Here is a 23617-nt window from a genome sequence, read left to right as displayed (position 1 = left end):
TGGGTGGCTTTTGTATCTATGAGGTGAGGGGGTCAGGCCTCATGAGCAAAAGCACGGGGGGTTTCTAACAAAGCGATCTTCTGCTCTGGTGTGAACGTATCCGAGAGCGCTTCGATCAGCTTCAGAACGTCCTGACGTTCAGCTTCGTTCCTCGCGGCGCTCATCTGTTCCACAAAATACTTCTCAAGATCAGTCAGTGGCTTGTGATCCTGATTGGCCGGGTTCTGGGTTGCGGCCTTCTTGGCTGCAAACAGTGCCAGTGCCTCTTCGTCGTCCATAAAGACGTTCTCATGGATGCCTGCAAATTCGCGCAGGCCCGAGATGCGTTCATCGGTACAATCCAACAGGGCGGCCAGTGCCGAGACTTTCCCCATGGGAACCGTTTCGCCGACATAGTCATATGGCGCGCAGTTCGACCGTTTCAGAACCCGGTCCATGACCGGATCGATTACGGTGATGATATCCTGAATGCCTGAGTTCTTGGCATATTCCAGAGAACCAATCATCAGCTCGCAGGTAGCATAAGAGACAGAATTCTTTTCCTTGCCACGCGTTAGGCGCTGCGTGTCCACGCAGAAGCGTGTCGATTCCCACATTGTTGCGCTGCGAAGTGGTGCTTCCCCGCAAAGGATTGCCGAAAACACATCCGACAACATATGAGGTCCTGTGGTCTGTAGGGCACGCACGGCTGCGACGACATTCCCCCCGTCGTCGAGTCCGATTACATATGCCGGGTCCAGATGATCGAATTCATCAATTTCCTTGCCGTCTTCGATCTTTACGTCCCATCCAAGACGTCCGCCAAAAACACGTGCTCTCAACTCGAACATTTCGTCAAGAACTTCGCTGAACATATGTCTGTTCAGGCCATCTACCACGATGATCATTTCTTCCCCCTTCGAGTGGTTGTTCGGTAATACTGACGTTACCGCTCTCGAAAGATTTTTCTATTGGGGGATTCCCGTATTTTGACGAAATTTGGGGATTTTTTTGTTTATCCCGGGGTAATAAGCCCGATCGCTATCGCCCGCCCTACGGCCTGAGGGGTGGTCAGCGCACTAAGCTTTTCCCGGCTCGAACGCAAGTGTACTTCTACGGTTCGGTGCGAAATAGACAAAATATCGCCGATATCCTGCTGCGACTTACCTGCGGCGACCCATTGCAGGATTTCCGCTTCGCGAGAGGACAATGTCGGATGATATAGTGCGTTGGTCAGCTGATCCGAAGACACGACATTGTCGTGGATGTGTACGGCCATGGCCTGCAAATCGCCGATAAAGTTTGTATAGAGCTTACGCCACTCTTCCTTGCTGCAATTTCGGGTTGCGCTCAGCAGGCCAATATCGCCGTAAGGGCCACGTACCGGGATCGTAACACCCTGACTGGGCAGGCCAAAATCATGAGCATCCCGGAACACACGCTGAAAATCCGGACTCCGTTCAAGACGGCTCCAATCCACCGGCGCAATACTGCGGCGGGCCATGTGGATGGTCGGGTCGATCATGATCAGACCCTGTTTCTGGTAGTGCTCGGTCCAGGCGTCGTCATAGGTGACAAAGCCAGCCACTGTTCCTGCCGCGGGATTCATACCAGCGTAGGCCGCATGATCCATGTCATGCTTCTCACAGATTTGCCTTAGAAACTCGGTATATCGAACTTCAGAATCCGGCAGAGTGCTCAGATCGACAATTTCCATGTGGTGCCTACCAGCTGTGGCCCATCTTGCCGCCCGATGGTGTCGTCGAGCATGCGTATTACACAGAGTGGAACCCGTTTACCTCACCACGTCAGAACATCATACTTTTCTAAACATGACAAGGAGAGGTCTTAATTGTCTGTGCAATACCGCATATTGCGACTACCAATAGAACATTTTTGTCACTATTCAGTTTCAAGTGCCAAATCCGGCCAATTTCTGACGCCAATGGACGTCAGGGCGCCGGTCTCAACCCGGTTTCGACCAGCATCCCCTTGGCTTTTGCCTCTGGATAGTATCCTTTGGCGTACAGGAAAATCGCCCTGCGTTGATCCCCGTCGGACAGCAGCCAGGCACCGCGCAGGTACTTTCCCGCAAACTCAAGGTTGGTGTCTGCGTCCAGCAAACCTTCGGCTTTACCGGTGTAACCCATCGAGCGCGCAGTGGCGGGCAGAACCTGTAGAAGGCCGTAATAGGGCTGGTTGACGGCCCATGGTCGGTGTGTGCTTTCACGTATGGCCAGCTTGTGAACCAGCTCTCGCGGAACCTGATAATGATCCGCCCATCTGTTGATCGAAGCTCTCAGCTCGGGCGTTTCATTTGGGTGAAGCGGCGGGTCAAAACGTGGCGTACCCGCCTTGGAGACTTGGTCTGCCCCGCAGGCAACCAACGACACAAATAGAAACAGTGCCAAGAAACTTTGGCGCAGATAAACAAGCATTTTTCGGTCCTCTGGATTTCGGCGGCAATGATACGGATCGACAATAAGCCTTCAAGCTTACCCCGGAAAATGGGCTGAAACTTGCCGGTGCGACTTGTGAACACATAGGGAAAAAAGAAAAGGCCGCGCTTTGGCGCGGCCTTTGGAATGCTCACATGCAGCCGGATCAGGCTTTGGCTTCGTCTTCTTCAACCGGAGCTGCGTCGGCAACCATGTCGTCGTCCGAAGCGGCCGAGCCGATGTCGTCGAACAATTCGGCGATCTCGAATTCAGCAGCGGCTTCTTCTTCAGCAGCCAGTTCCTGAATCGATTTGCCCGAAGCCTGCAGTTCGGCTTCTTCTGCCGAACGGGCCACGTTCATTTTGATTTCGACTTCAACCTCGGGGTGCAGTTTGACTGCGACAGTGTGCAGACCCAGTTCCTTGATCGGGGCGATCAGGACAATCTGTTTCTTGTCGACGGTGAAACCTGCGTCGGTTGCGGCGTCAGCGGCGTCACGCGGGGTGACCGAACCGTACAGAGCGCCGGCATCCGATGCCGAGCGAATCACGATGAACTGCTGACCGTCCAGCTTTTCAGCCAGTGCTTCAGCTTCTTTCTTGGTTTCCAGGTTGCGGGCCTCAAGCTGCGCTTTCTGGGCTTCGAATGACGCGATGTTGGCGTCGGACGCGCTCAGGGCTTTGCCTTGGGGCAGCAGGAAGTTGCGGGCGTAGCCGGGCTTGACGTCAACGACGTCGCCCATCTGACCCAGTTTCGCAACGCGTTCCAGCAGGATAACTTGCATGTCAGTCTCTCCTTACTTCACAGCGTAGGGCAGCAGGGCGAGGAAGCGGGCGCGCTTGATAGCACGGGCCAGTTCACGCTGCTTCTTCGCCGAAACGGCGGTGATGCGCGAAGGCACAATCTTGCCACGCTCAGAGATGTAGCGCTGCAGCAGACGGGTGTCTTTGTAGTCGATCTTCGGCGCGTTCTCACCCGAGAATGGGCAGACCTTGCGGCGGCGGAAAAATGGTTTTGCGGCCATGGTTTAGAGTCCTTTTCTCAGGCGTTGATCAACGGCGCTCGCGGCGTTCGCCACGTTCGTCACGCTTCTGCATCTGAACCGACGGACCATCTTCGTGGCCGTCGACCTTGATGGTCAGAACGCGCATGACATCTTCATGCAGACGCATCAGGCGCTCCATTTCCTGCACCGCGCCCGAGGGGGCATCAGTTTTCAGAAAGGCATAGTGACCCTTGCGGTTTTTGTTGATCTTGTAGGCCATCGTCTTGACGCCCCAGTACTCGCTATCAACCAGCTTGCCGCCGTTGTCAGCCAGAACGGTACCGAAATGTTCGACGAGGCTTTCCGCCTGCGCGTTGGACAGATCCTGACGCGCGATCATTACATGCTCATACAGTGGCATGTGCACTCCTGTTTATATCAAGGCGCATTTCATAGGCGGGGCCAAACGTTCCTTCGCGACCCTGCCACGAGAGGCTGCGCGATTCATACGACTGCGAAGGATGGCCCCGTATACACGTCTGAGCCGCAAGGGCAAGCCCTGCCACATATGCCTTTGAGACGCCGCCCAAATTCCTTTAGGCCGCCCAATTGCTGACGCTTTTCGGCTCAAAGTTGTTTTGCATACCGGACATCAACCGGATCAACAGAATTTCGAAAGTAACCTTAAAAGGGTGACGTGTTATGACCGCTACTAACACAAACGCATATCAGGAAAACGTTGCCGGCTCGCGATTTGAAAATTCAGTGCCGGTAATGATCACGTTTGCACCGAACTGGAAGGCCCGCCTGATCCTGGCGCGGATGGTCGGGGCGTTCCTGATCGTTTCCGCGTTTTCAATGTGGTTGATGCCCGGATCAGTCGTTGGCGCAGATGTTTGGCCGATCAAGATGGCGGCGTCCATGCTGTTTCTGGTCGTTGGCGTCGCCCTTCTGACGATCGAGGTTCTTGACCCGCGTCCTGACGCCTATTTCGACCCGATCCGTCGCGAAGTCCGGGTGTTGCAGAAAAACGAAGACGGGCGCCCTCAGACTGTCCTGCGCCGCAGCTATGACTCGCTGGGTGGGGCGCGTTTCGAAGAAAACGAAGTTCATCTGTTTGACGTGGACGGCAGCCTTTTGATGAAGCTGCCACTTGAATCGGCGGATGTCAGCCGGGCGCTGAAAGGTCAACTAAGCAAGAGCGTAACAATTTTCGGCTGAGTTTTATTCTGTTCAAAAACGAACAGAAGTTGTGAATCAAAAATAGTTGTGTGCTGCCCCTGGGCAGCACATTTTGCGTTCAAGCAATCCTGACGGATTGCAATCACAAAACCGCGGAGATTGATATGAAATCCACCTTTCTTGCTGCTGCATTGGCCGTGTCAGCGACTACGGCATTCGCCAGCGCCGAGAAATACGTGTTGGACCCCAGCCACAGCCAGGTCATTTTCAGCTATGACCATCTTGGGTTCTCAACCACGACTGGCATGTTTTCCGGCTTTGAAGGCGAGATCATGTTTGATCAGGAAAACCCCGCCGCTTCGAGCGTGAGCGTGTCGATGCCCGTATTGGAGATGTTTACCGGCTGGAAACCCCGTGAAGATCACTTCATGACCGAGGATTTCTTTGGCGCGGCCGAAGGGGATCTGATCACCTTTACATCGACAGGAATCGAAGTGACCGGTGACAACACCGCGAACATCACTGGCGATCTGACGATGAACGGTGTAACTAAATCAGTTGTTCTGGACGCAAAGCTCAACAAGGCTGACACTCACCCGATGGCAAATCAGCCCTGGGCGGGTTTCAATGCCACAACAACGCTGGTCCGTAGCGAATTCGACCTGGGTCAGTTTGCACCGTTTGTCAGCGACGAAGTGCAAATCCAGATTTCGGTCGAGGCACAAAAAGCCGAGTAACCGCAGAATCACGAACAGAAAAACGCCGGTGATCAAATCACCGGCGTTTTTTGCCTTACTGACCGCGTGCCGCTGTGAGTTCTACGGATACTGCGACAGTAAAGCCCAGCGAGTCTTCGGTAGGCTGCGATGTGCCTACATCAAACTCCAACCGGTTAAGCTCGATTGTGCCTGCCATGGTGGCCGTGTCGCCCTGAAGATCCAGCGAGAAGGGCAAAACGACATCGATCGACTTGTCGCGAATAGTAAGAGGGCCGCGCGCCTCATAACCACTTTCGGTTTTATAAAGATCGGCCTTGAACTGAGCAGTGGGGAACCGGGCGTTGTCGAAGAAATCCGGCCCCATGGCCTGATCGGATACGGTTCCAAGACGAAGCGAGCCAATGGATATCGTGACATCGACAGATCCCGCCAGGCCCGGGTCTGTGGGCTCGTCAAAGGTAATTGCGGCAGTCCAGTCAGAAAACGAACCTGTCACGGGGCTGTTCAATTGCGAAATTGTAATCGACAGCGTGCCGCTCTGAACTTGCCATTCCGATTGAACCTCAGCCAATTGGACATCCGGGGCTTCCCCTACGTTAGGGGCAAGCCTTCCGGTTGCCCAGCCACCGGCAACAACGACGCCCCAGACCGCCAGTGCGGCGACGGCTGGAATCAGTGAATGGGTTTGATGTGGTGGTTCCGGCGCATCTGACAGACCCGGTAACATCCGACGCAATGTACCGTCCTTGTCGATGACGTGATGTTTCAGCGCACCTGCAATGTGCAGGACAAGGGAAACAACCAGAACCCACATGAAGAGCCAGTGCAGAACTCCTGTAACCTCGGCCACGGCGGTGGATTTCGGTACAAAAGGCAGATTTTGGCCGAAGGGCCAAAGGATTGGGGCAAAGCCCTCGGTCGCGGCGTGGTGAATCCAACCGGTCAGGGGCACAAGGACCAGCGAACCGTAAAGCAGCCAGTAAACGGTTTCAGCGGCGAAGGCTTCGGGTTTGTTGTCAGCATTCAGAAGGCCGGGCTTGGTTTGCGTGAACGCCCAAAGAATGCGGGCCAATGCCACGAAGAACACGGTAACCCCTACGGTTTTATGCAATGAGAACACGCGCGCTGCACGGGCAATTTCCAACTCGGTCGGGGCCGCTGCCGAGTGCAATACCGCATGTGCCAGATTGTCCGCGACCCAGCCGAGGGGCAAAGCCGTGAAGATCAGCAACGCGGTTAGCCAATGAAACGTCTTTGCGATGCTGCCGTAGCTTGAAAAGGAATTGGTCGATTGCATGTGTCGGACGCTCCGGGATTCTGGGTTGTGCCCAAGGTAAAGCCGGATGAAACAGACACAAGTGAGCGCGGGTGCACACAAAAGGTGCCACAATGCAGAAAGCAGGCAATGCTTGTGCCAGACGATCAGTCAGTTTACACCCCGCCGCAACCTGAAACCATCCATGAGGTTGCAATGACACTCGCGTTCGTTTTTCCGGGACAAGGCGCCCAGACCATAGGTATGGGCAAAGCTCTGGCAGAGGCCTATCCGGCGGCTCAGGCCATTTTCGATGAGGTGGACGACGCGTTGGGCGAGAAGTTGAGCAGTCTGATTTGGGACGGTGATATTGCTGACCTGACACTGACCCAGAATGCTCAACCCGCGTTGATGGCGACATCGATGGCAGCCATGCGTGCTTTGGAAGCCGAGGGCGTATCCGTCAGCATGGCGGCTTTTGTGGCGGGGCATTCACTGGGTGAATACTCGGCTCTGGCCGCGGCGGGGGCCTTGTCTGTTGCAGATACAGCGCGTTTGCTGCGCACCCGTGGTCAGGCTATGCAAAGCGCGGTACCCGTGGGCGAGGGGGCCATGGCCGCCATTCTGGGGCTGGATCTGGAGGCCGTACGCGCCGTGGCGGAAGAAGCCGCACAGGGCGAGGTCTGTCAGGCCGCAAATGACAACGATCCCACGCAGGTCGTCGTGTCGGGTTCAAAAGCGGCTGTCGAGCGCGCAGCCGAGATAGCCAAGGAAAAAGGTGCAAAACGTGCCGTTATGTTGCCGGTAAGTGCTCCATTTCACTGTTCGCTGATGAAACCTGCTGCAGATGTAATGGCAGAAGCGCTTGCTGCCGTCGAAATTAAGGCACCAGCCGTACCTTTGGTGGCCAATGTTCGCGCCGAGGCTGTCAGCGATCCGGATCTGATCCGTCAATTGCTGGTCGAGCAGGTGACCGGTTCGGTTCGCTGGCGGGAAAGCGTGCAATATATGGCGGCTCAAGGCGTGACTGAAACATGGGAAATCGGCGCTGGCAAGGCGCTGTCCGGTATGATCCGCAAGATCGATCGCGAAATCGCGGGCAAGGCCGTGGGCACACCGGAAGACGTTCAGAAGACCATTCAGGTCGAATCGTAAGCTCAATCCGCGTTGTAAGCGACGCAGCAAGAGGGAAACCGAATGTTTGATTTAACAGGTAAGAATGCGCTGATCACCGGTGCTTCGGGCGGTATCGGAGGTGACATCGCACGTGCGTTGCATGGCGCAGGTGCAACGGTTGGTTTGTCCGGTACACGCGTTGAACCGCTTCAGGCTCTGGCCGACGAACTGGGCGAACGCGCGCATGTTCTGCCCTGCAACTTAAATGACCCGGAAGCCGTTGAAGCGTTGCCTAAGCAAGCGGCCGAGGCGATGGGATCGGTGGACATTCTTGTAAACAACGCCGGAATCACGCGCGACAACCTGTTCATGCGCATGTCCGACGAAGAATGGCAAAGCGTCATTGACGTGAACATGACCTCGACCATGAAGCTGTGCAAAGGGGTGATCCGGGGCATGATGAAGGCGCGCTGGGGCCGTATCGTCAATATCTCGTCCGTGGTGGCCGCAATCGGCAATCCGGGGCAGGCGAACTATGCCGCGTCCAAGGCCGGTATGATCGGGTTTTCCAAGGCTTTGGCCCACGAAGTTGCGACACGCGGAATTACTGTGAATTCCGTGGCACCTGGATTTATCACAACTGCAATGACCGAGAAACTGACCGAGGAACAGAAAAAGGGTCTGTTGCTCAAGGTTCCGGCCGGTCGCATGGGCGATCCCGAGGAAATTGCAGCTGCCGTTCTGTATCTTTCCAGCCCCGAAGCGGGCTATGTTACCGGAAGCACCTTGCATGTGAACGGTGGTATGGCCATGTTGTGAGCGCGACAGGGGCGAGTGCGAAAGCGTTTGCCTCTTGCGTCGACTATGCTATAGGCGGCGCATCTATGCGGGGCCGGTCGTTCAGGTCGGCCTTCTATTTCCCGGTTCGCCGGGACCGAAACCGCCCAAAACGGGCAAACCAAAGCCAACCCGTGCGGGCAAGGGCAGAATCGGGCGGACCGCCCTGTAAAGGAATGAGGAATAGACATGAGCGACGTCGCAGATCGCGTTAAGAAGATCGTTGTTGAGCACCTGGGTGTTGAAGAAGATAAAGTCGTGGAAAACGCGTCCTTCATCGACGATCTGGGCGCAGATAGCCTGGACACTGTTGAGCTGGTCATGGCCTTCGAAGAAGAGTTCGGCATCGAGATCCCCGATGACGCAGCCGAGACCATCCAGACCTTTGGCGACGCCGTCAAGTTCATCAGCGAAGCGTCCTAAGCGTTTCTTTCTGATCAAAATCGGCGCTTCCGGGCAACGGGGGCGCCGTTTTTTTATGCCTGCCCGAATTTCGGGCTTGCGTGGCTATTGTGGCCTGCGCACTGTTTCTACTGAGGCAAAACTCAAAGTGGACAGGGCATGATAAGATCCACTCCGATGATAAATACCGCGCGTTTGACGCTGTGCGCCATGCGCCCGGAAGACTTCGACCGGTTTGCGGAAATTTGGCGTGACCCTTGTGTCGTCCGGCATATCGGCGGCTCTCCTCGGTCGCGTGGCGAAGCGTGGGATTCGTTCCTGCGTAATGCCGGGCATTGGCAGATGGCCGGTTTTGGCCAGTGGGGCGTGATGCAACAATCGAATCGCAAGCTGATCGGGCAGGCCGGATTCTTCTATAGCAACCGATGCATGGGCGACGATTTCGACGGCTTCCCCGAGGCGGGGTGGGTGCTGGTCCCCGAAGCACAGGGGCAGGGATTGGGATACGAGGCAGCCAAGGCTGCGCATGACTGGTTTGATCGGGTGATTCCCGGACCGTTGGTCGCGATGATAAACGCGACGAACATGTCTTCGCAGAAACTCGCCAAGAAGCTAGGCTATGTTCTGATGCGGGAAGGGGTGTATAATGAAACCCCGGTGCATTTGTTACGACGCAACGGACCGCCAGCTCGCGCATAGAATCGCCACTTAAACAGTATGCCGCAAAATGGCCAAGCTGTGCCGATCCCGGTGATTTCGGGCGGGCGTTCTGGATGTATGCTGCCGGGGATTTTCAGAGCGATTGAGCGGAGGACCAAGCTCATGAGGATTTACCCCACGATGGAACTGCAGAACGGCCGGTGTGTCTCGCTAGACAAGGGTCGTCTGGAAGAAGCGATGATCTGGCACGTGAATCCGGTAGAAACCGCACGGAGCTGGGCAGAGGCGGGTGCCGAATGGATGCACCTGACGGATTTCGACGCGATCGAGGGTAAGGATACCAACGCGCAGCTGGTCGAAGATATCCTTCGCAAGGCCGAGATTCCGGTGCAGTTGGCGGGTGGCATGCGCTCGCGCGAGCAGATTGAGCGCTGGATCGACAAGGGCGCGGGCCGCATCGTGGTTGGCACGCTTGCTGCGCGTGAACCAAACCTGATCAAGGATCTGGCCAAGCTGCACCCTGACCAGATCGTGCTGTCAGTGGATGTCTGGCAAGGCCTTGTTATGACTGACGGCTGGCGCAGCCAAAGTGCGTTCACGCCCGAAGCCTTTATCGACGCATTCGGCGATACGCCCTTTGCCGCCATCGTGGTAACCGATATCGACAGCGACATCGAAGATGTCGAGGCAAAGCTTGGTCTGATCTCGCGATTGGCAAACCATTCGCGTACTCCGGTGATTGCCAGCGGTGTCGTGCGCACAGCAGACGATATCTCACGGCTGGCATACATCCCCAATATCTCGGGCGCGATTGTCGGGCGTGCGTTGTTCCGCAAGACACTGGACTTGGCCAAAGCGCTTGAAACTGCCAAATCGGCCCACGAGCCGGTCGCGCAGTTTCAGTAAGCAACTCCGCCCTTTCGGCTGAACGCGCGAAAGGGCGGTTTTGACAAGCGCCGAATTTCTGGTTTCCTTGGGCATTCGGCGACAGGACGCCGGGACGGAAAGAACCGTTGCTCTTGCCCCCGCACCCCGGGCCGGGGTATGAGCGGTTCTCATAAGAGGAAGCAGGCAAGAGGCACTTCATGCGCAGAGTCGTTGTAACCGGTCTTGGATTGGTCACTCCTTTGGCCAGCGGGGTCGAGGAAACCTGGTCGCGGCTGCTGGACGGAGAGTCCGGTGCAGGCCCAATCACGCATTTCGATGCAGAGGCAAGCGGGGTCGCAACGACCTACGCCTGCGAGGTGCCGCGCGGCGACGGAACCAACGGGACCTTCAATCCCGATGACTGGATGCCGCTGAAAGAGCAGCGCAAGATCGAAGACTTTATCCTGTATTCCATCGCGGCCGCCGAAATGGCCTGTAAGGATGCAGGCTGGCTGCCGGAAGACGAAGAATCGCGCCTGCGTACGGGTGTTCTGATCGGCTCGGGCATTGGTGGTCTGGGATCGATTGCCAATACCGCGAACCTGATCCGCGACAAGGGTCCGCGTCGGGTATCTCCGTTCTTTATTCCAGGCGCACTGATCAACCTGGCCTCGGGTCAGGTATCAATCCGTCACGGGTTCAAAGGGCCGAACCACTCGGTCGTGACCGCATGTTCAACCGGTGCGCACGCAATCGGCGACGCCAGCCGCATCATCCGGGCGGGTGACGCAGATGTCATGGTGGCAGGTGGCGGCGAGGGCTGCATCTGCGAGATCGGTATTGCCGGGTTCAACGCATGTAAGGCGCTATCGACCAAATACGCAGATAATCCAAAGGCTGCCAGCCGACCCTATGACGTGGACCGTGACGGTTTCGTGATGGGCGAGGGCGCCGGCATCGTGGTTCTGGAAGATTACGAACACGCCAAAGCGCGCGGAGCCAAGATCTACGCCGAGGTTCTGGGCTATGGTATGTCGGGCGACGCCTATCACATCACCGCCCCGTCCGAGGATGGCGACGGGGCCGAACGTTCCATGAGAGCGGCGTTGCGCAGCGCCGGGCTGGAGCCGAAAGACCTAGATTACATCAACGCACATGGCACCTCGACCATGGCGGACACGATCGAACTGGGCGCTGTCGAGCGCCTGTTGGGCGAGCATGCCGGGAATGCGACGATGAGTTCGACCAAGTCGGCAACCGGTCACTTGCTGGGTGCTGCGGGTGCGATTGAGGCGATATTCTCAATCCTGGCAATCCGCGATCAGGTCGCACCGCCAACAATCAACCTGGATAACCCGGCTGTTGAAACTCTGATTGATCTTGCCCCCAACGCCAAGCGCGAGCGTGAAATCAATGTGGCGCTGTCGAACTCGTTCGGGTTTGGTGGAACCAATGCCAGCGTGATCTTCGGAAAGGTCAATTAAATGTGGCGGGCCATCGCTTCGAATGCGCTGACCATCCTGGTGGTCGGCCTGTTTCTGGTGGGCGGTCTGATCCTGTGGGGACAGTCGCAGTACAAGGCCGAAGGCCCGCTTGAGACCGCGATTTGCCTTCAGGTCAAAAGCGGTTCGAACATGACACGTGTCAGTCGCGATCTGGAAGATCAGGGTGCCATTCGAAGTTCAATTCTGTTTCGAATGGCCGCTGACTATACCGATCAGGCGCAGCGGTTGAAAGCGGGCAGCTTTCTGGTGCGCGAAGGTGCGTCGATGGCGCAGATCATCGAAGAAATCACCAGCAGCGGCGCCAGCACTTGCGGGTCGGAAATCGAATACCGTATCGGTGTGACACGCACCCAAACCCGCGTGCGTGAACTGGATCCGGCAACTTTGGATTTTGTCGAGATTGCTTCATTTGATACGGCAGAGGAAGAAACGCCTGAAGCCTATACCGAGAAACGCAACGAGGCTGATACGCGGTATCGCTTGTCGCTTGCCGAAGGTGTGACCTCGTGGCAGGTGGTTGAAGCTCTGAAATCATTCGAAGCGCTGTCGGGTGAGGTGACCGAGATTCCGGCTGAGGGCATGTTGGCCCCGGACAGTTACGATGTTGTGGCCGGACAAGATCGCAATGCGATTTTGCAAGCCATGCAGGACAAGCAACAACTGCGGATCAACGCGGTTTGGGAAAGCCGCCAAGGCGGGTTGCCGCTGGACACTCCTGAAGAGATGCTGATCCTTGCGTCTATCATCGAAAAGGAAACCGGTGTTCCGGAGGAACGCGGCCAGGTCGCCAGTGTGTTCGTGAACCGCCTGAAACAAGGGATGCGGTTGCAAACCGATCCGACCGTCATCTATGGCGTGACAAAGGGGCAGGGCACATTGGGTCGCGGGTTGCGGCGCAGCGAATTGAACCGTCCAACACCGTGGAACACCTATCAGATCGACGGGCTGCCTCCGACGCCGATTGCAAATCCAGGTCTGGCGAGCCTGGAAGCAGCGGTTGCGCCGGATGACACCAACTATGTGTTCTTCGTCGCTGACGGCTCGGGCGGGCATGCGTTTGCAGAAACCCTGCAGGAGCACAATCGCAACGTTGCCAAATGGCGCGAAATTGAAGAACAGCAGAGCTCGGGGAATTAAGCCGGGCGGATTGCTGGTTTTGTTAACAAAATACGCCGACGCCGGTATAAGAAATGGCGTCGGCGTTTTCTTTTGCAGGCTCTTCAGTCCTTAGGCGGCTGAGCGTCTTTTGTTGGGACGGCGCCGTCTGGAGCTGGAAGGTTTCCCATCGCCGTTGGCCGGCTTGGGCTTGAACCCGCGACGGCGGTTGTTTTGACGACGTGCAGGTTGCTGAACCTCGACCCCTTCCGGCATGGTGCCGCTTGTGACAGGGATTTCAATTTTCATCAGCTTCTGGATCTGACGCAACAGGTCGACTTCTTCCGGTGCACAGAACGCGATCGCTTCCCCTTCGCGCCCGGCACGGGCGGTGCGCCCGATACGGTGGACGTAATTGTCGGGTACGTCGGGTAGGTCGAAGTTGATGACATAGGCGACGCCGGGGATGTCGATGCCACGCGCGGCAACGTCGGTGGCCACCAGTATGTTCACCTCACCAGCGCGGAAGGCATTGATGGCCCGGTCACGCTGGCCCTGGCTTTTGTTCCCGTGAATGGACGCCGCGTTAAAGCCGTCGTCCACCAGCCCTTTCATCAGCCGTTCAGCGCCGTGTTTTGTGCGGGTGAAGACCAGTGTCAGCGCATCCGCGTCCTGCGACAGGATTTCGCGCAACTTAGACGGTTTTCCGAGTTTCGAAACAAAGTGAAGGGACTGGGTGATCTTGTCAGCGGCCTTGCCCGGGGGCGAAACCTGCACCCGCTGCGGATTGTTCAGATAGGCACGGCTGAGCTCCTCCATCTGTTTCGGCATTGTGGCCGAGAACAGCATGGTCTGGCGGGGCGTGCCCAGTGCAGGCGCGATGCGACGCAGAGCGTGAATAAAGCCCAGGTCAAGCATCTGATCTGCTTCGTCCAATACCAGATGGCGCACCGAACCAAGGTCAACAGCGCCCCGTTCCATCAGGTCAATCAGGCGGCCCGGGGTGGCGACCAGAATATCGGTGCCGCGTGCGAGGAACATCACTTGTTTGTTGATCGACTGGCCACCAACAACTGTAGCGACCCGCAGCTTTGTTCCTTTGGTGAGGGTGCGCAAACTGTCGGCGATCTGGTTCACCAGCTCGCGGGTGGGGGCGAGGATCAGTGATTTGGCTGTTTTGGGATCGGGCTTGCCGGGCTGCGCCAGCAGGTGGTCGATCAGGGGCAGGCCAAAGGCCAGTGTTTTGCCAGTGCCGGTTTGGGCCAGCCCGAGGATGTCATGCCCGTTCAGGGCCAGCGGAATGGCCTGGTTCTGAATCGGGGTGGGTTGAGTGAAATTGGCGCGTTTCAACGCGTCGTTCAGCGTCGGCGCGAGGCCGAGCATATCGAAGTCGAACAAAAAATTATCCTTTACGGCCCGCAGGTTAAACCCCACGAGCAGGTGGTGACTGGCCACGTTTATGTGACCGGCAGGGTTGTGCGAGACCTCGGGATGCGCGAGCGAATCCAGCGCCATCCGGCCATCGCGTAAAGAACCCTGCGTGAAGGGGAACCGGGAGTAATGTGCTGGCGCTGTGGGGCCTGAAGCCCGACGATGCTCACGCGGTGGCGCCGTGATTAAGGGCACATGAGGGTTTCGGGGGGGAATGTCAAGGACTGGTTTTGCCGCGGACAGGTTGCGCGCAGGACCTTGACGCGCCGAAATCGGGTGATGCGGGCGATTTTGAGCGCGATTTCGGAAAATGTCAGGTTTGTACACGCGTCCAGGTGGGGAGTGTGCAATTTGTACACGCTGAAAGTGGCTCAGGGGTAACCCTGTGTTAATCCCTTTGGTCGGTTAGGCGGTCAGGGCTTGGAAGGCTAAAGGGCGGGGCGGCGTTTTGGCCGAGGGTTACCACAGCCGGAAATTCACTGTCCGTTAACCCACACAGTACGATCCCTGTTGCGCGCCTGTTGCGTAAACCCTTGACTTTACGCGCTTTATCCCGTATTGGATGTGTCATGCTAGAAGAAGTGGGCGAACGGCCTCGGGGCGACCCGGTGGCCGTTTTTTCGTTTCTCTCGTGCGGAGAACACTCACGCATGAGGTCACAGGCAAACATGACTTTGATTACCCCGGAAGAGCGGATTTCCCAGACGGCTGAACTGTTGCAGTCCCTGGAAAGGTCCATTCGCGATCTGCGGCAAGCGGCAGAAGACCTGCGCAAACAGATCGGTGCCGGGGAGGATGCAGATCTTGCTGGTTCAGCCAAGCAACTCGGTCAGCTGGAGGGGCTGATCCGAAGTTGCCAGAAAGTGGAGACAAGCTTTGTCGAACAACATTACAGACAAGCCGGAATTGCCCAAGGGGGCTATGCGCTCGACCTTGAGCGGGCCCGATTTGAGATCGGGTGCAGGCTGGCTCGCCTCCGCCAATGCTGCGGTGCGGGAGAGATTTCTGAGTGAGATCGGGGAGGGGGGGCTGTGTGCCCTCCCTTTCCTGTTTGAATTCTGGGCGCTGCCGCATCAATTGCCGCCCGAGGGCGACTGGCGGTCCTGGGTGATCATGGGCGGGCGCGGTGCGGGCAAGACGCGCGCCGGGGCCGAGTGGGTAAGGTCGATGGTCGAGGGGCCGAAACCGCTGGACAAGGGCGAGGCGTGCCGCGTGGCGCTGGTGGGTGAAACATTCGATCAGGTGCGCGACGTGATGATCTTTGGCGACAGCGGGATATTGCAATGCTCGCCCCCGGATCGTCGGCCCACGTGGAAGGCATCCGAACGCAAGCTGATCTGGCCCAACGGGGCCGAGGCGCAGGCGTTTTCAGCGCATGATCCCGAAGGGCTACGCGGGCCGCAGTTTGATGCGGCCTGGGTGGATGAGCTGGCCAAGTGGAAGAAAGCGGGCGAGACCTGGGACATGCTGCAATTTGCGCTGCGTTTGGGCGAGAGGCCCCGGGTCTGCGTGACCACGACACCGCGCAATGTGAAGGTTTTGAAGGATTTGCTGGCGTCGCCCTCCACCGTGCAGACCCATGCGCCAACCGAGGCGAACCGGGCCAATCTGGCGGCGTCGTTTCTGGAAGAAGTGCGCGCGCGCTATGCGGGTACACGGCTGGGGCGGCAGGAGCTGGACGGAGTGCTGCTGTCGGATGCGGAAGGCGCGCTGTGGACGGGTTCGATGCTTGAGGCGGCGCGGTGCGCAAAGGTGCCCGAATTGGATCGCATCGTGGTGGCGCTGGATCCGGCGGTGACGTCCGGGTCAGGCGCGGATGCCTGCGGGATCGTGGTGGTTGGCGCGCAAGTGCAAGGCCCGCCCGAGGCGTGGCGCGCCTATGTGCTGGCTGACCGGACGGTGCAGGGCGTTGGCCCGGCAGGCTGGGCGCAGGCGGCGATTGACGCGATGGATGAGTTCGGGGCCGAACGGCTGGTGGCCGAGGTCAATCAGGGCGGGCAACTGGTGGAAGAGGTCGTGCGACAAGTGGATCCTCTGGTCCCTTATCGTGCGGTGCGGGCCTCCCGCGGCAAGGTGGCGCGAGCCGAGCCGGTCGCGGCTTTGTACGAGCAGGGGCGGGTGGCCCATGTGGCCGGGCTGGACGCGCTGGAGGAGCAGATGTGCCAGATGACCGCGCGCGGGTTTGAAGGGCAGGGCTCGCCCGACCGGGTCGACGCGCTGGTCTGGGCGCTGCATGAGTTAGTTGTGGGGCCTGCGGGGGTGTTTAGAAGGCCGAGGGTGCGGGCGTTGTGAGAGGTTGTTCAAACGATCATACAAATTTCCTCTTTTGGGGGAGGCAAAAGGTAATCTCACCGCTGAGACAACAGCTTTTCTCGCAATCGGATTCGGTGAATCTGCGCACATCGGTTATACTTCAGTTTGGACTTGGGGGAGAGGATAGATGTCAGACGCTTATTCGTATGCCTGTATAGATTGTGAGGGAATGGAAGCTTGTCCAGCGAGCATGGTGGCGGAATCCAAGGAAGAAGTTTGGAAGCTCATGGAACTTCACGCGCAGATTGCGCACGATGAAAATCCAGACGATTGGGATGGCGCAACTCGGGACTATTTGGCAACTTTGATCAAGCCAGTCAGTGTCTTTCAGAGTTGATTTAACGGCAGCCCGTGTAGCTGCAACTTCGTTCATCGCAAATACTGTTATTAAGCGGCGGTTCCGGTGCAATCGGTTAAAGAGCTAAGCCGTTGCGCACCCCCCGTACGCCCCATTCCCAAGCCCTAAACTTCTTTCCGTCATAACTCCTTTCAACAAGCCGGGCAGAGCGGCGGCAGAAAGGAGCACAGATGGTATTCGATTTCTTGCGTCGTGGATCGGCTGGGAGCGCGCCCGAGGCGAAGGCGAGCGCGACCGGGCCTGTGGTGGCATGGCAGACCGGCGGGCGCGTGGCGTGGAGCCCGCGGGACACGGTGTCGCTGACACGGACGGGATTTTCGGGCAATCCGGTGGGGTTTCGGTCGGTCAAGCTGATTGCTGAATCGGCGGCGGCTCTGCCCTTGATTTTGCAGGGTCAGGGGCAGCGCTTCGATGCGCATCCGATCCTGGCCCTGTTGCGGCGCCCGAATGCGGCGCAGGGGCGGGCAGAGATGCTGGAGGCCCTGTTCGGGCAGCTGCTGCTGTCGGGCAATGCTTATGTCGAGGCGGTGCAGGTCGAGGACGGGCTGCCGGTTGAGCTGCATGTTTTGCGTTCGGACCGGATGAGCGTGGTGCCGGGGGCGGATGGGTGGCCCAAGGCCTATGATTACAGCGTCGGTGGCAAGACGCACCGGTTCTCGGCCGAGGCCATCTGCCATATCAAGACGTTCCACCCGCAGGATGATCATTACGGTTTCTCGCCGATGCAGGCGGCGGCGACGGCGATTGACGTGCACAACAGCGCCTCGCGGTGGTCAAAATCGCTGCTGGACAATGCGGCGCGGCCCTCGGGGGCGCTGGTGTGGAAGGGCGGTGATGGCCACGGAATGATGGCCGAAGAACAGTTCCGCCGTCTGTCCGACGAGATCGAGCAGAACTATCGCGGGGCGCGCAATGCCGGCCGTCCGATGGTTCTGGAGGGAGGGCTGGATTGGAAGCCGATGGGCTTTTCCCCCTCGGATATGGAGTTTCAGAAGACCAAGGAAGCCGCCGCCCGCGAGATCGCGCTGGCCTTTGGGGTCCCGCCGATGCTGCTGGGGATACAGGGCGACGCGACCTATTCGAACTATCAGGAGGCCAACCGGGCGTTTTACCGCCTGACCGTGCTGCCCCTGGTGACGCGGGTGGCGGCGGCGGTGTCGGAGTGGCTGACGGGCTTTACCGGCGAGGATCTGATGCTGAAGCCCGATCTGGATCAAGTAACGGCCCTGTCCGCAGAGCGGGATGCGCAATGGGCGCGGGTCAATCGGGCGGAATTCCTGAGCGATGTGGAAAAACGCAGGTTGCTGGGGCTGCCGGAGCGTGCCGATGGCTGAGGGGTATCCGCCGTTCGAATGCGCGCCGGGGCTACGTCTGGCCGCGCATGAGCGGGTGGCCGAGATCCAGCACGCGCATCTGTGCAGGCGGCTGGATCAGATCGAAGGGATGATGGAGCGGGTGGAGAAACGGCTGTGGCTGACGGTCTATGGTGTGGCCGCAGTGATCCTGGCGCAGGCGTTTCAGTCATTCCTGGTGGTAACGCCATAAGTTCAGTGGGTTACATGGAGAAGTTCATGGATTTGGAGCATAAGTTCGCAGGGTTCGGTGACATCCTGTCGGTGACCGAGGATGCGATGATCGAAGGCTATGCCAGCCTGTTCGGGCAAGTCGATCATGGCAGTGACATGGTGCAGCGCGGGGCCTATCGCGCCTCGCTAGAGGGGCTCGCCAAGGCGGGTCAGCGGGTCAAGATGCTGTGGCAGCACGACCCGGCGCAACCCATAGGCGTCTGGGACGAGGTACGCGAGGACGACAAGGGCCTGTGGGTCAAGGGACGTCTGCTGGAAAGCACCCAGAAAGGCCGCGAAGCGGCCGAGCTGATCCGCGCGGGTGCGATGGATGGCCTGTCGATCGGCTATCGCACCAAACGGGCCGTGAAGAATGACAAGGGCCAGCGGGTCCTGACGGAACTGGAGCTTTGGGAGGTGTCGCTGGTGACCTTCCCGATGCTGCCCAGTGCGCGGGTGGCGGCAAAGGGGAGCGACCCCGATGCCGAGAATACCTGGCGCAGTATTGCCGAGGTGTTCAACGACGCCCGGCAGGAGCTGGCGCGGACCTAGCGCGCCTCAAACCCACCCAAAAACAGGACATGCTGATGAGCAAGACCGAGATCCCGGCCTTGACCGGAGAGGGTGCGCCCCTGGTTCAGGAGGTGAAGCAGGCGATGGCTGGCTTCGTGAATGAATTCAAGGGCCTGAAGGCTGAAGTTAAAACAAAACTGCAACAGACAGAAGAGCGACTGACCATGCTGGATCGTAAATCAACCATCGCGGCGCGCCCGCATCTTGCGGCCTCGACCCTGGACGGTGCACCGCACCAGAAGGCGTTCGACGCCTATGTACGCTCGGGCGAGGATGACGGGCTGCGCGGGCTGGAGATGGAGAGCAAATCGCTGTCCACCGCCGTCAACAGCGATGGCGGGTATCTGGTCGATCCGCAGACCGCCGAGACGATCAAGTCGGTTCTGAACGCAACCGCGTCGATCCGCTCGATTGCGTCGGTGGTGAATGTCGAGGCGAATTCGTTCGATGTGCTGATCGACCATACCGATGTCGGTGCCGGCTGGGCAGATGAGAATTCGTCCACTTCCGAAACCGGAACCCCGTCGATCGACCGCATCTCGATCCCACTGCACGAGTTGAGCGCGCTGCCCAAAGCCTCGCAACGTTTGCTGGATGACAGCGCGTTCGATGTCGAGGGCTGGCTGGCCGGTCGGATTGCCGACAAGTTCGCCCGTGCCGAGGCGGCGGCCTTTATCGCGGGTGACGGTGTGGACAAACCCAAAGGTCTGATGATCCACCGCGCGGTATCCGACGACACCTGGTCCTGGGGCAGCCTGGGGTATGTTGCCACCGGCATCGATGGCGGTGTCGACGCGGATGCGATTGTCGATGTGGTTTATGCGCTGGGCGCGCAATACCGGGTCAATGGCACATTCGTCATGAACTCGAAAACGGCGGGTGTGATCCGCAAGCTGAAGGACAGCGATGGCCGTTTCCTGTGGTCGGACGGTCTGGCCGCTGGTGAGCCCGCGCGCCTGATGGGCTATCCGGTACTGATTGCCGAGGACATGCCGGATGCGGCCTCGGACAGCTTCTCGATCGCGTTTGGCGACTTCAAATCCGGTTACACCATCGCCGAACGCCCCGATCTGCGCGTGCTGCGCGACCCGTTCAGCGCCAAGCCGCATGTCCTGTTCTATGCGACCAAACGCGTGGGCGGTGATGTGAGCGACTTTGCAGCCATCAAGCTGGTGAAATTCGGCATCGCATAGGCGGTGGCGAATCCGGGGGGCCATCAGCCCCTCGGGCGGCGGGCACGGGCCGGGGTGAGATCCCCCGCGTTGTCTAGCTGCTCCCCTCCGTCCGAGCAACGTGGGGCGGCGCGTGCCCGTCATTTTCCTGACTGAGGCCCCCGGTGGGGTCCGAGATTGCGGAGTGAATGGATGATGTTGATCGAAGAAACCGCCATCGCGGATGCGGCGCTGCCGGTGGATCAGTTCAAGGCGCATCTGCGGCTGGGCAGGGGCTTTGCCGAGGATGACGTTCAGAACGAGGTGCTGAAGGGGTTCCTGCGGGCGGCCATGGCCGCGATTGAGGCGCGCACCGGCAAGGTTCTGATCGAGCGCGACTTTTCATGGAGCCTGAGCGGTTGGCGCGATCCGTTGGGCGAGGTTTTGCCGGTTGCTCCGGTGACATCGGTGCTGGCCGTGACGCTGACCGATGCGGCAGGTTCTGAAACCGTTGCGGATGCGGCGGTGTATCGGCTGGAACGCGATGGCCAGCGCCCGCGGTTGCGGCCGGTCGGGTCGGCCCTGCCTGCGATTGCAACGGGGGGTGCGGTGAAGATCTCCTTCACGGCCGGGATGGCCACGGATTGGGCCGGTTTGCCCGCCGATCTGGGCCAGGCGGTTCTGCTGCTGGCGGCGCATTATTACGAATACCGGGACGAGACCGCGCTGGGCGCGGGGTGTATGCCGTTTGGCGTCACCAGCCTGATCCAGCGCTATCGCATGGTGCGCTTTGGTGCGGGGGTGGTGCAATGAATACGCCGCGTCTGAACCGCAAGCTGGTCCTTGAGGCCCCGATGCGCAGCGCTGACGGGGCCGGGGGATATACCGAGGCATGGGCCGCGTTGGGAACGCTGTGGGCCGAGGTCACGGCGCGCAGTGGCGCGGAACGGCAGATCGCCGGCGTTTCCGTCTCGCGCGTGGGGTATCGCATCGTGGTGCGGGGCGCGCCCGAGGGGTCGACCATGCGCCCGGCGCCGGATCAGCGGTTTCGCGAAGGCAATCGCCGTTTCGTCATCCGCGCCGTGGCTGAGCGCGACGCGCGCGGCCAGTACCTGACCTGTTTCGCGGATGAAGAGGTGGCGGCATGAGCTATGGCGTATCAGCCGCCCTGCAGGCGGCGGTGTTTCAGCACCTGACCGGGGATGCGGATGTCAGCGGCCAGTCCGGTGGCGCGATCTATGACGCGGTGCCCACGGGAACGGTTCCGCTGGCCTATGTGACATTGGGCCCGGAAGAGGTCCGCGACGCCTCGGACCGGTCGGGCGCGGGTGCGATCCACCGCTTTACGGTTTCGGTGGTGTCCGAAGCCGCCGGGTTTGGCGCGGCAAAGACGCTGGCCGGGGCGGTGTGTGACGCGCTGGACAATGCGCCGCTGGCTCTGAGCCGCGGGCATCTGGTCGGGCTGTGGTTCGAGCGCGCCTCGGCCCGGCGAACCGGGACAGGCGGCAGCATCCGCCAGATCGACCTGAGATTCCGCGCCCGCGTGGAAGACGACTAAGCAATCAACGGAGAGAGCACATGGCTGCCCAGAACGGAAAAGACCTTTTGGTCAAAGTGGATATGAACGGCACGGGCCTGTTCCAGACCATTGCGGGCCTGCGGGCCACGCGGATCAGTTTCAACGCCGAAAGCGTGGACGTCACCAGTCTGGAAAGTCAGGGGGGTTGGCGCGAGCTGTTGTCGGGGGCGGGGGTCAAATCGGCCTCGATCTCGGGTTCGGGCGTGTTCAAGGATGCTGGTACGGACGAACGTGCGCGGCAGCTGTTTTTTGACGGCGAGACCCCGGCGTTTCAGGTGATCATCCCCGATTTCGGCATTGTCGAGGGGGCGTTTCAGGTGACGGGCATCGAGTATGCAGGCTCATACAACGGTGAGGCGACCTATGAGATGAGCATGGCAAGCGCCGGTGCGCTGAGCTTTACGGCGCTGTAATCGCATGGCCAATCCGTGGACGGGCGAGGTGGCACTGACCATCGATGGAGAGCGGCGGGTGCTCAAGCTGACGCTGGGCGCTTTGGCGGAACTGGAGCAGGAGCTGAACACCGGATCCCTGGTCGAGCTGGTGCAGCGGTTTGAGGGTGGCGCGTATTCCAGCGGTGACGTGCTGGCGCTGATCGTTGCCGGATTGCGGGGCGGAGGCCGGAATGCCACCCGCGCCGACCTGTTTCATGCCGAGATCGAGGGCGGCCCCATGGCTGCGGCCAAAGCGGCGGCCGAACTGCTGGCCCGCGCCTTCATGGTGCCGGAAACGACATGAGCGGGTTTGACTGGCCCGCCCTGATGCGGGCCGGGTTTCTGGGGCTGCGGCTGACGCCGGATCAGTTCTGGCGTCTGACTCCGGCAGAACTGCGGCTGATGCTGGGGCAGGGCGCCGGGATGTCCGCGATGAACCGGGCAGGCCTTGACGCGCTGCTGGCCGCCTTCCCGGACAAGCAACAAGGAGAGCGTGATGACGGATCGTGACGGGTTTGACGACTTGCAGGAACGGGGCGCAGCGTTGGGCGATGCCCTGGGTGATGCTGCGACGATGGCCGCGGCGTTTGACAGCCAGATGAAGCGGATCAGCGCCGCATTCGAGGAAACCGGCAAGGATGTCGCCACGTTGGAACGGGGCATGTCCAGCGGTTTGCGCAAGGCGTTCGATGGCGTGGTTCTGGACGGGATGAGCCTGTCGGGCGCGCTGGATGTGCTGAAGAACTCTTTGATCCAAACGGCTTATGCAGCCGCGATCAAGCCGGTGACGGATCATTTTGGCGGATTGCTGGCAAACTCGGTCGGCGGGTTGGTGCAGGGTCTTCTGCCCTTTGCCGATGGTGGCAGTTTCAGCCAGGGCCGGGTGATACCGTTTGCCAATGGCGGCGTGGTCAGCAGCCCGACGATGTTTCCAATGCGCGGCGGCACCGGGCTGATGGGCGAGGCTGGCCCCGAGGCGATCATGCCGCTGGCGCGCGGCGCGGACGGCAAGCTGGGCGTGCGCACGCAGGGCGTCGGGCGTTCGGTGAATGTGGTGATGAACATCACGACCCCGGATGTGCAGGGGTTCCGCCGCTCGCAGGGACAGATTGCAGCACAGATGAGCCGTGCGTTGGGGCGCGGCAATCGCAACAGGTAAATCAGGGAGCAGGT

The 23617-nt window shown here is 59.4% G+C and carries 31 protein-coding genes; 23 read left to right on the top strand and 8 right to left on the bottom strand.

All coding sequences use genetic code 11. From position 1 onward, the window contains the following. Positions 1 to 32: 32 nt before the first annotated feature. The 6 genes from ACR0AM_RS01870 to rpsF all read right to left on the bottom strand — a co-directional run bounded on the left by ACR0AM_RS01870 (position 33) and on the right by rpsF (position 3823). Positions 33 to 887 carry an acyl-homoserine-lactone synthase gene (locus ACR0AM_RS01870; RefSeq protein ID WP_480517482.1) on the bottom strand — a complete coding sequence of 285 codons (855 nt, stop codon included), beginning with the start codon at positions 885 to 887 and terminating at the stop codon, positions 33 to 35. A 107-nt stretch (positions 888 to 994) separates the two neighbouring features. Beyond that, positions 995 to 1696, bottom strand: coding sequence for an autoinducer binding domain-containing protein (locus ACR0AM_RS01865; RefSeq protein ID WP_480473391.1), 702 nt, complete (start codon positions 1694 to 1696; stop codon positions 995 to 997). A 235-nt stretch (positions 1697 to 1931) separates the two neighbouring features. After that, positions 1932 to 2417 carry a transglycosylase SLT domain-containing protein gene (locus ACR0AM_RS01860; protein WP_480517480.1) on the bottom strand — a complete coding sequence of 162 codons (486 nt, stop codon included), beginning with the start codon at positions 2415 to 2417 and terminating at the stop codon, positions 1932 to 1934. A 166-nt stretch (positions 2418 to 2583) separates the two neighbouring features. Then, complete coding sequence (gene rplI / locus ACR0AM_RS01855) at positions 2584 to 3201, bottom strand: 50S ribosomal protein L9 (protein ID WP_480517478.1); 618 nt, start codon at positions 3199 to 3201, stop codon at positions 2584 to 2586. Positions 3202 to 3213: 12 nt separating this feature from the next. Next, complete coding sequence (rpsR, locus tag ACR0AM_RS01850; protein ID WP_005608650.1) at positions 3214 to 3441, bottom strand: 30S ribosomal protein S18; 228 nt, start codon at positions 3439 to 3441, stop codon at positions 3214 to 3216. A 28-nt stretch (positions 3442 to 3469) separates the two neighbouring features. Then, on the bottom strand, positions 3470 to 3823 hold the full coding sequence (gene rpsF / locus ACR0AM_RS01845) for a 30S ribosomal protein S6 (protein WP_209503558.1): 354 nt from the start codon (positions 3821 to 3823) through the stop codon (positions 3470 to 3472). 353 nt (positions 3824 to 4176) lie between these two features. Between rpsF and ACR0AM_RS01840 the strand changes: the two genes are divergently transcribed. Then, complete coding sequence (locus ACR0AM_RS01840; RefSeq protein ID WP_480473389.1) at positions 4177 to 4623, top strand: hypothetical protein; 447 nt, start codon at positions 4177 to 4179, stop codon at positions 4621 to 4623. A 125-nt stretch (positions 4624 to 4748) separates the two neighbouring features. Continuing rightward, positions 4749 to 5321, top strand: coding sequence for a YceI family protein (locus ACR0AM_RS01835; protein WP_480517476.1), 573 nt, complete (start codon positions 4749 to 4751; stop codon positions 5319 to 5321). A 55-nt stretch (positions 5322 to 5376) separates the two neighbouring features. Here ACR0AM_RS01835 and ACR0AM_RS01830 read toward each other — a convergent pair whose 3' ends face one another. Next, positions 5377 to 6600, bottom strand: a complete 1224-nt coding sequence (locus ACR0AM_RS01830) for a cytochrome b/b6 domain-containing protein (protein WP_480621965.1) — start codon at positions 6598 to 6600, stop codon at positions 5377 to 5379. Positions 6601 to 6774: 174 nt separating this feature from the next. Between ACR0AM_RS01830 and fabD the strand changes: the two genes are divergently transcribed. The 7 genes from fabD to mltG all read left to right on the top strand — a co-directional run bounded on the left by fabD (position 6775) and on the right by mltG (position 13082). Then, complete coding sequence (fabD, locus tag ACR0AM_RS01825; protein WP_480473387.1) at positions 6775 to 7713, top strand: ACP S-malonyltransferase; 939 nt, start codon at positions 6775 to 6777, stop codon at positions 7711 to 7713. 42 nt (positions 7714 to 7755) lie between these two features. Then, positions 7756 to 8493 carry a 3-oxoacyl-[acyl-carrier-protein] reductase gene (fabG, locus tag ACR0AM_RS01820; RefSeq protein WP_480621964.1) on the top strand — a complete coding sequence of 246 codons (738 nt, stop codon included), beginning with the start codon at positions 7756 to 7758 and terminating at the stop codon, positions 8491 to 8493. Between the two features lie 207 nt (positions 8494 to 8700). Continuing rightward, complete coding sequence (locus tag ACR0AM_RS01815; protein WP_050602116.1) at positions 8701 to 8934, top strand: acyl carrier protein; 234 nt, start codon at positions 8701 to 8703, stop codon at positions 8932 to 8934. Positions 8935 to 9072: 138 nt separating this feature from the next. Further along, positions 9073 to 9612 carry a GNAT family N-acetyltransferase gene (locus ACR0AM_RS01810; RefSeq protein WP_480473385.1) on the top strand — a complete coding sequence of 180 codons (540 nt, stop codon included), beginning with the start codon at positions 9073 to 9075 and terminating at the stop codon, positions 9610 to 9612. Positions 9613 to 9735: 123 nt separating this feature from the next. Then, positions 9736 to 10479 (top strand): 1-(5-phosphoribosyl)-5-[(5-phosphoribosylamino)methylideneamino]imidazole-4-carboxamide isomerase, encoded by a 744-nt coding sequence (locus ACR0AM_RS01805; RefSeq protein WP_480621963.1) that lies wholly within the window; start codon positions 9736 to 9738, stop codon positions 10477 to 10479. Positions 10480 to 10658: 179 nt separating this feature from the next. Further along, the gene (gene fabF, locus ACR0AM_RS01800) at positions 10659 to 11924 is read left to right on the top strand and encodes a beta-ketoacyl-ACP synthase II (protein ID WP_480621962.1); all 1266 of its coding nucleotides are present in this window, start codon (positions 10659 to 10661) and stop codon (positions 11922 to 11924) included. After that, positions 11925 to 13082, top strand: a complete 1158-nt coding sequence (gene mltG, locus ACR0AM_RS01795; protein WP_480621961.1) for an endolytic transglycosylase MltG — start codon at positions 11925 to 11927, stop codon at positions 13080 to 13082. A 90-nt stretch (positions 13083 to 13172) separates the two neighbouring features. Here the strand turns inward: mltG and ACR0AM_RS01790 are convergent, their stop codons facing one another. Next, positions 13173 to 14438: a DEAD/DEAH box helicase gene (locus tag ACR0AM_RS01790; protein ID WP_480622078.1), complete on the bottom strand. Its 1266-nt coding sequence runs from the start codon at positions 14436 to 14438 to the stop codon at positions 13173 to 13175. Between the two features lie 701 nt (positions 14439 to 15139). Here ACR0AM_RS01790 and ACR0AM_RS01785 point away from each other — a divergent pair. From ACR0AM_RS01785 to ACR0AM_RS01720, 14 genes are all read left to right on the top strand, one after another. After that, complete coding sequence (locus tag ACR0AM_RS01785; RefSeq protein ID WP_480473381.1) at positions 15140 to 15484, top strand: hypothetical protein; 345 nt, start codon at positions 15140 to 15142, stop codon at positions 15482 to 15484. After that, positions 15393 to 16763 carry a DNA-packaging protein gene (locus ACR0AM_RS01780; RefSeq protein ID WP_480504733.1) on the top strand — a complete coding sequence of 457 codons (1371 nt, stop codon included), beginning with the start codon at positions 15393 to 15395 and terminating at the stop codon, positions 16761 to 16763. Before ACR0AM_RS01785 ends, ACR0AM_RS01780 begins: the two co-directional genes overlap by 92 nt. 148 nt (positions 16764 to 16911) lie before the next feature. Beyond that, positions 16912 to 17121 carry a DUF1059 domain-containing protein gene (locus tag ACR0AM_RS01775; protein ID WP_480621960.1) on the top strand — a complete coding sequence of 70 codons (210 nt, stop codon included), beginning with the start codon at positions 16912 to 16914 and terminating at the stop codon, positions 17119 to 17121. A gap of 191 nt (positions 17122 to 17312) precedes the next feature. After that, entirely contained in the window at positions 17313 to 18476 is a 1164-nt protein-coding gene (locus ACR0AM_RS01770) for a phage portal protein (protein ID WP_480621959.1), read from the top strand. Then, the gene (locus tag ACR0AM_RS01765) at positions 18469 to 18687 is read left to right on the top strand and encodes a GTA head formation protein, RCAP_rcc01685 family (protein WP_480621958.1); all 219 of its coding nucleotides are present in this window, start codon (positions 18469 to 18471) and stop codon (positions 18685 to 18687) included. The genes ACR0AM_RS01770 and ACR0AM_RS01765 overlap by 8 nt, the downstream gene beginning before the upstream one ends. Positions 18688 to 18701: 14 nt before the next feature. Continuing rightward, positions 18702 to 19259 (top strand): HK97 family phage prohead protease, encoded by a 558-nt coding sequence (locus ACR0AM_RS01760; protein WP_480517462.1) that lies wholly within the window; start codon positions 18702 to 18704, stop codon positions 19257 to 19259. Between the two features lie 35 nt (positions 19260 to 19294). Continuing rightward, positions 19295 to 20473, top strand: a complete 1179-nt coding sequence (locus tag ACR0AM_RS01755) for a phage major capsid protein (protein WP_480517460.1) — start codon at positions 19295 to 19297, stop codon at positions 20471 to 20473. A gap of 171 nt (positions 20474 to 20644) precedes the next feature. Beyond that, positions 20645 to 21244 (top strand): head-tail connector protein, encoded by a 600-nt coding sequence (locus ACR0AM_RS01750; protein ID WP_480621957.1) that lies wholly within the window; start codon positions 20645 to 20647, stop codon positions 21242 to 21244. Further along, positions 21241 to 21579: a phage head closure protein gene (locus tag ACR0AM_RS01745; RefSeq protein WP_480480407.1), complete on the top strand. Its 339-nt coding sequence runs from the start codon at positions 21241 to 21243 to the stop codon at positions 21577 to 21579. The genes ACR0AM_RS01750 and ACR0AM_RS01745 overlap by 4 nt, the downstream gene beginning before the upstream one ends. After that, positions 21576 to 21989 (top strand): DUF3168 domain-containing protein, encoded by a 414-nt coding sequence (locus ACR0AM_RS01740; protein WP_480621956.1) that lies wholly within the window; start codon positions 21576 to 21578, stop codon positions 21987 to 21989. Before ACR0AM_RS01745 ends, ACR0AM_RS01740 begins: the two co-directional genes overlap by 4 nt. 20 nt (positions 21990 to 22009) lie before the next feature. After that, the gene (locus ACR0AM_RS01735; RefSeq protein WP_480621955.1) at positions 22010 to 22423 is read left to right on the top strand and encodes a phage major tail protein, TP901-1 family; all 414 of its coding nucleotides are present in this window, start codon (positions 22010 to 22012) and stop codon (positions 22421 to 22423) included. Positions 22424 to 22427: 4 nt separating this feature from the next. Further along, entirely contained in the window at positions 22428 to 22748 is a 321-nt protein-coding gene (locus ACR0AM_RS01730) for a gene transfer agent family protein (protein WP_480473372.1), read from the top strand. Next, positions 22745 to 22954, top strand: coding sequence for a rcc01693 family protein (locus ACR0AM_RS01725; RefSeq protein ID WP_267364990.1), 210 nt, complete (start codon positions 22745 to 22747; stop codon positions 22952 to 22954). Before ACR0AM_RS01730 ends, ACR0AM_RS01725 begins: the two co-directional genes overlap by 4 nt. After that, positions 22941 to 23603, top strand: a complete 663-nt coding sequence (locus ACR0AM_RS01720) for a phage tail tape measure protein (RefSeq protein ID WP_480621954.1) — start codon at positions 22941 to 22943, stop codon at positions 23601 to 23603. Before ACR0AM_RS01725 ends, ACR0AM_RS01720 begins: the two co-directional genes overlap by 14 nt. Positions 23604 to 23617: the final 14 nt, after the last annotated feature.

Source organism: Ruegeria sp. AD9, from assembly GCF_056542305.1.
This window is presented reverse-complemented; position numbering and strand designations above follow the sequence as displayed.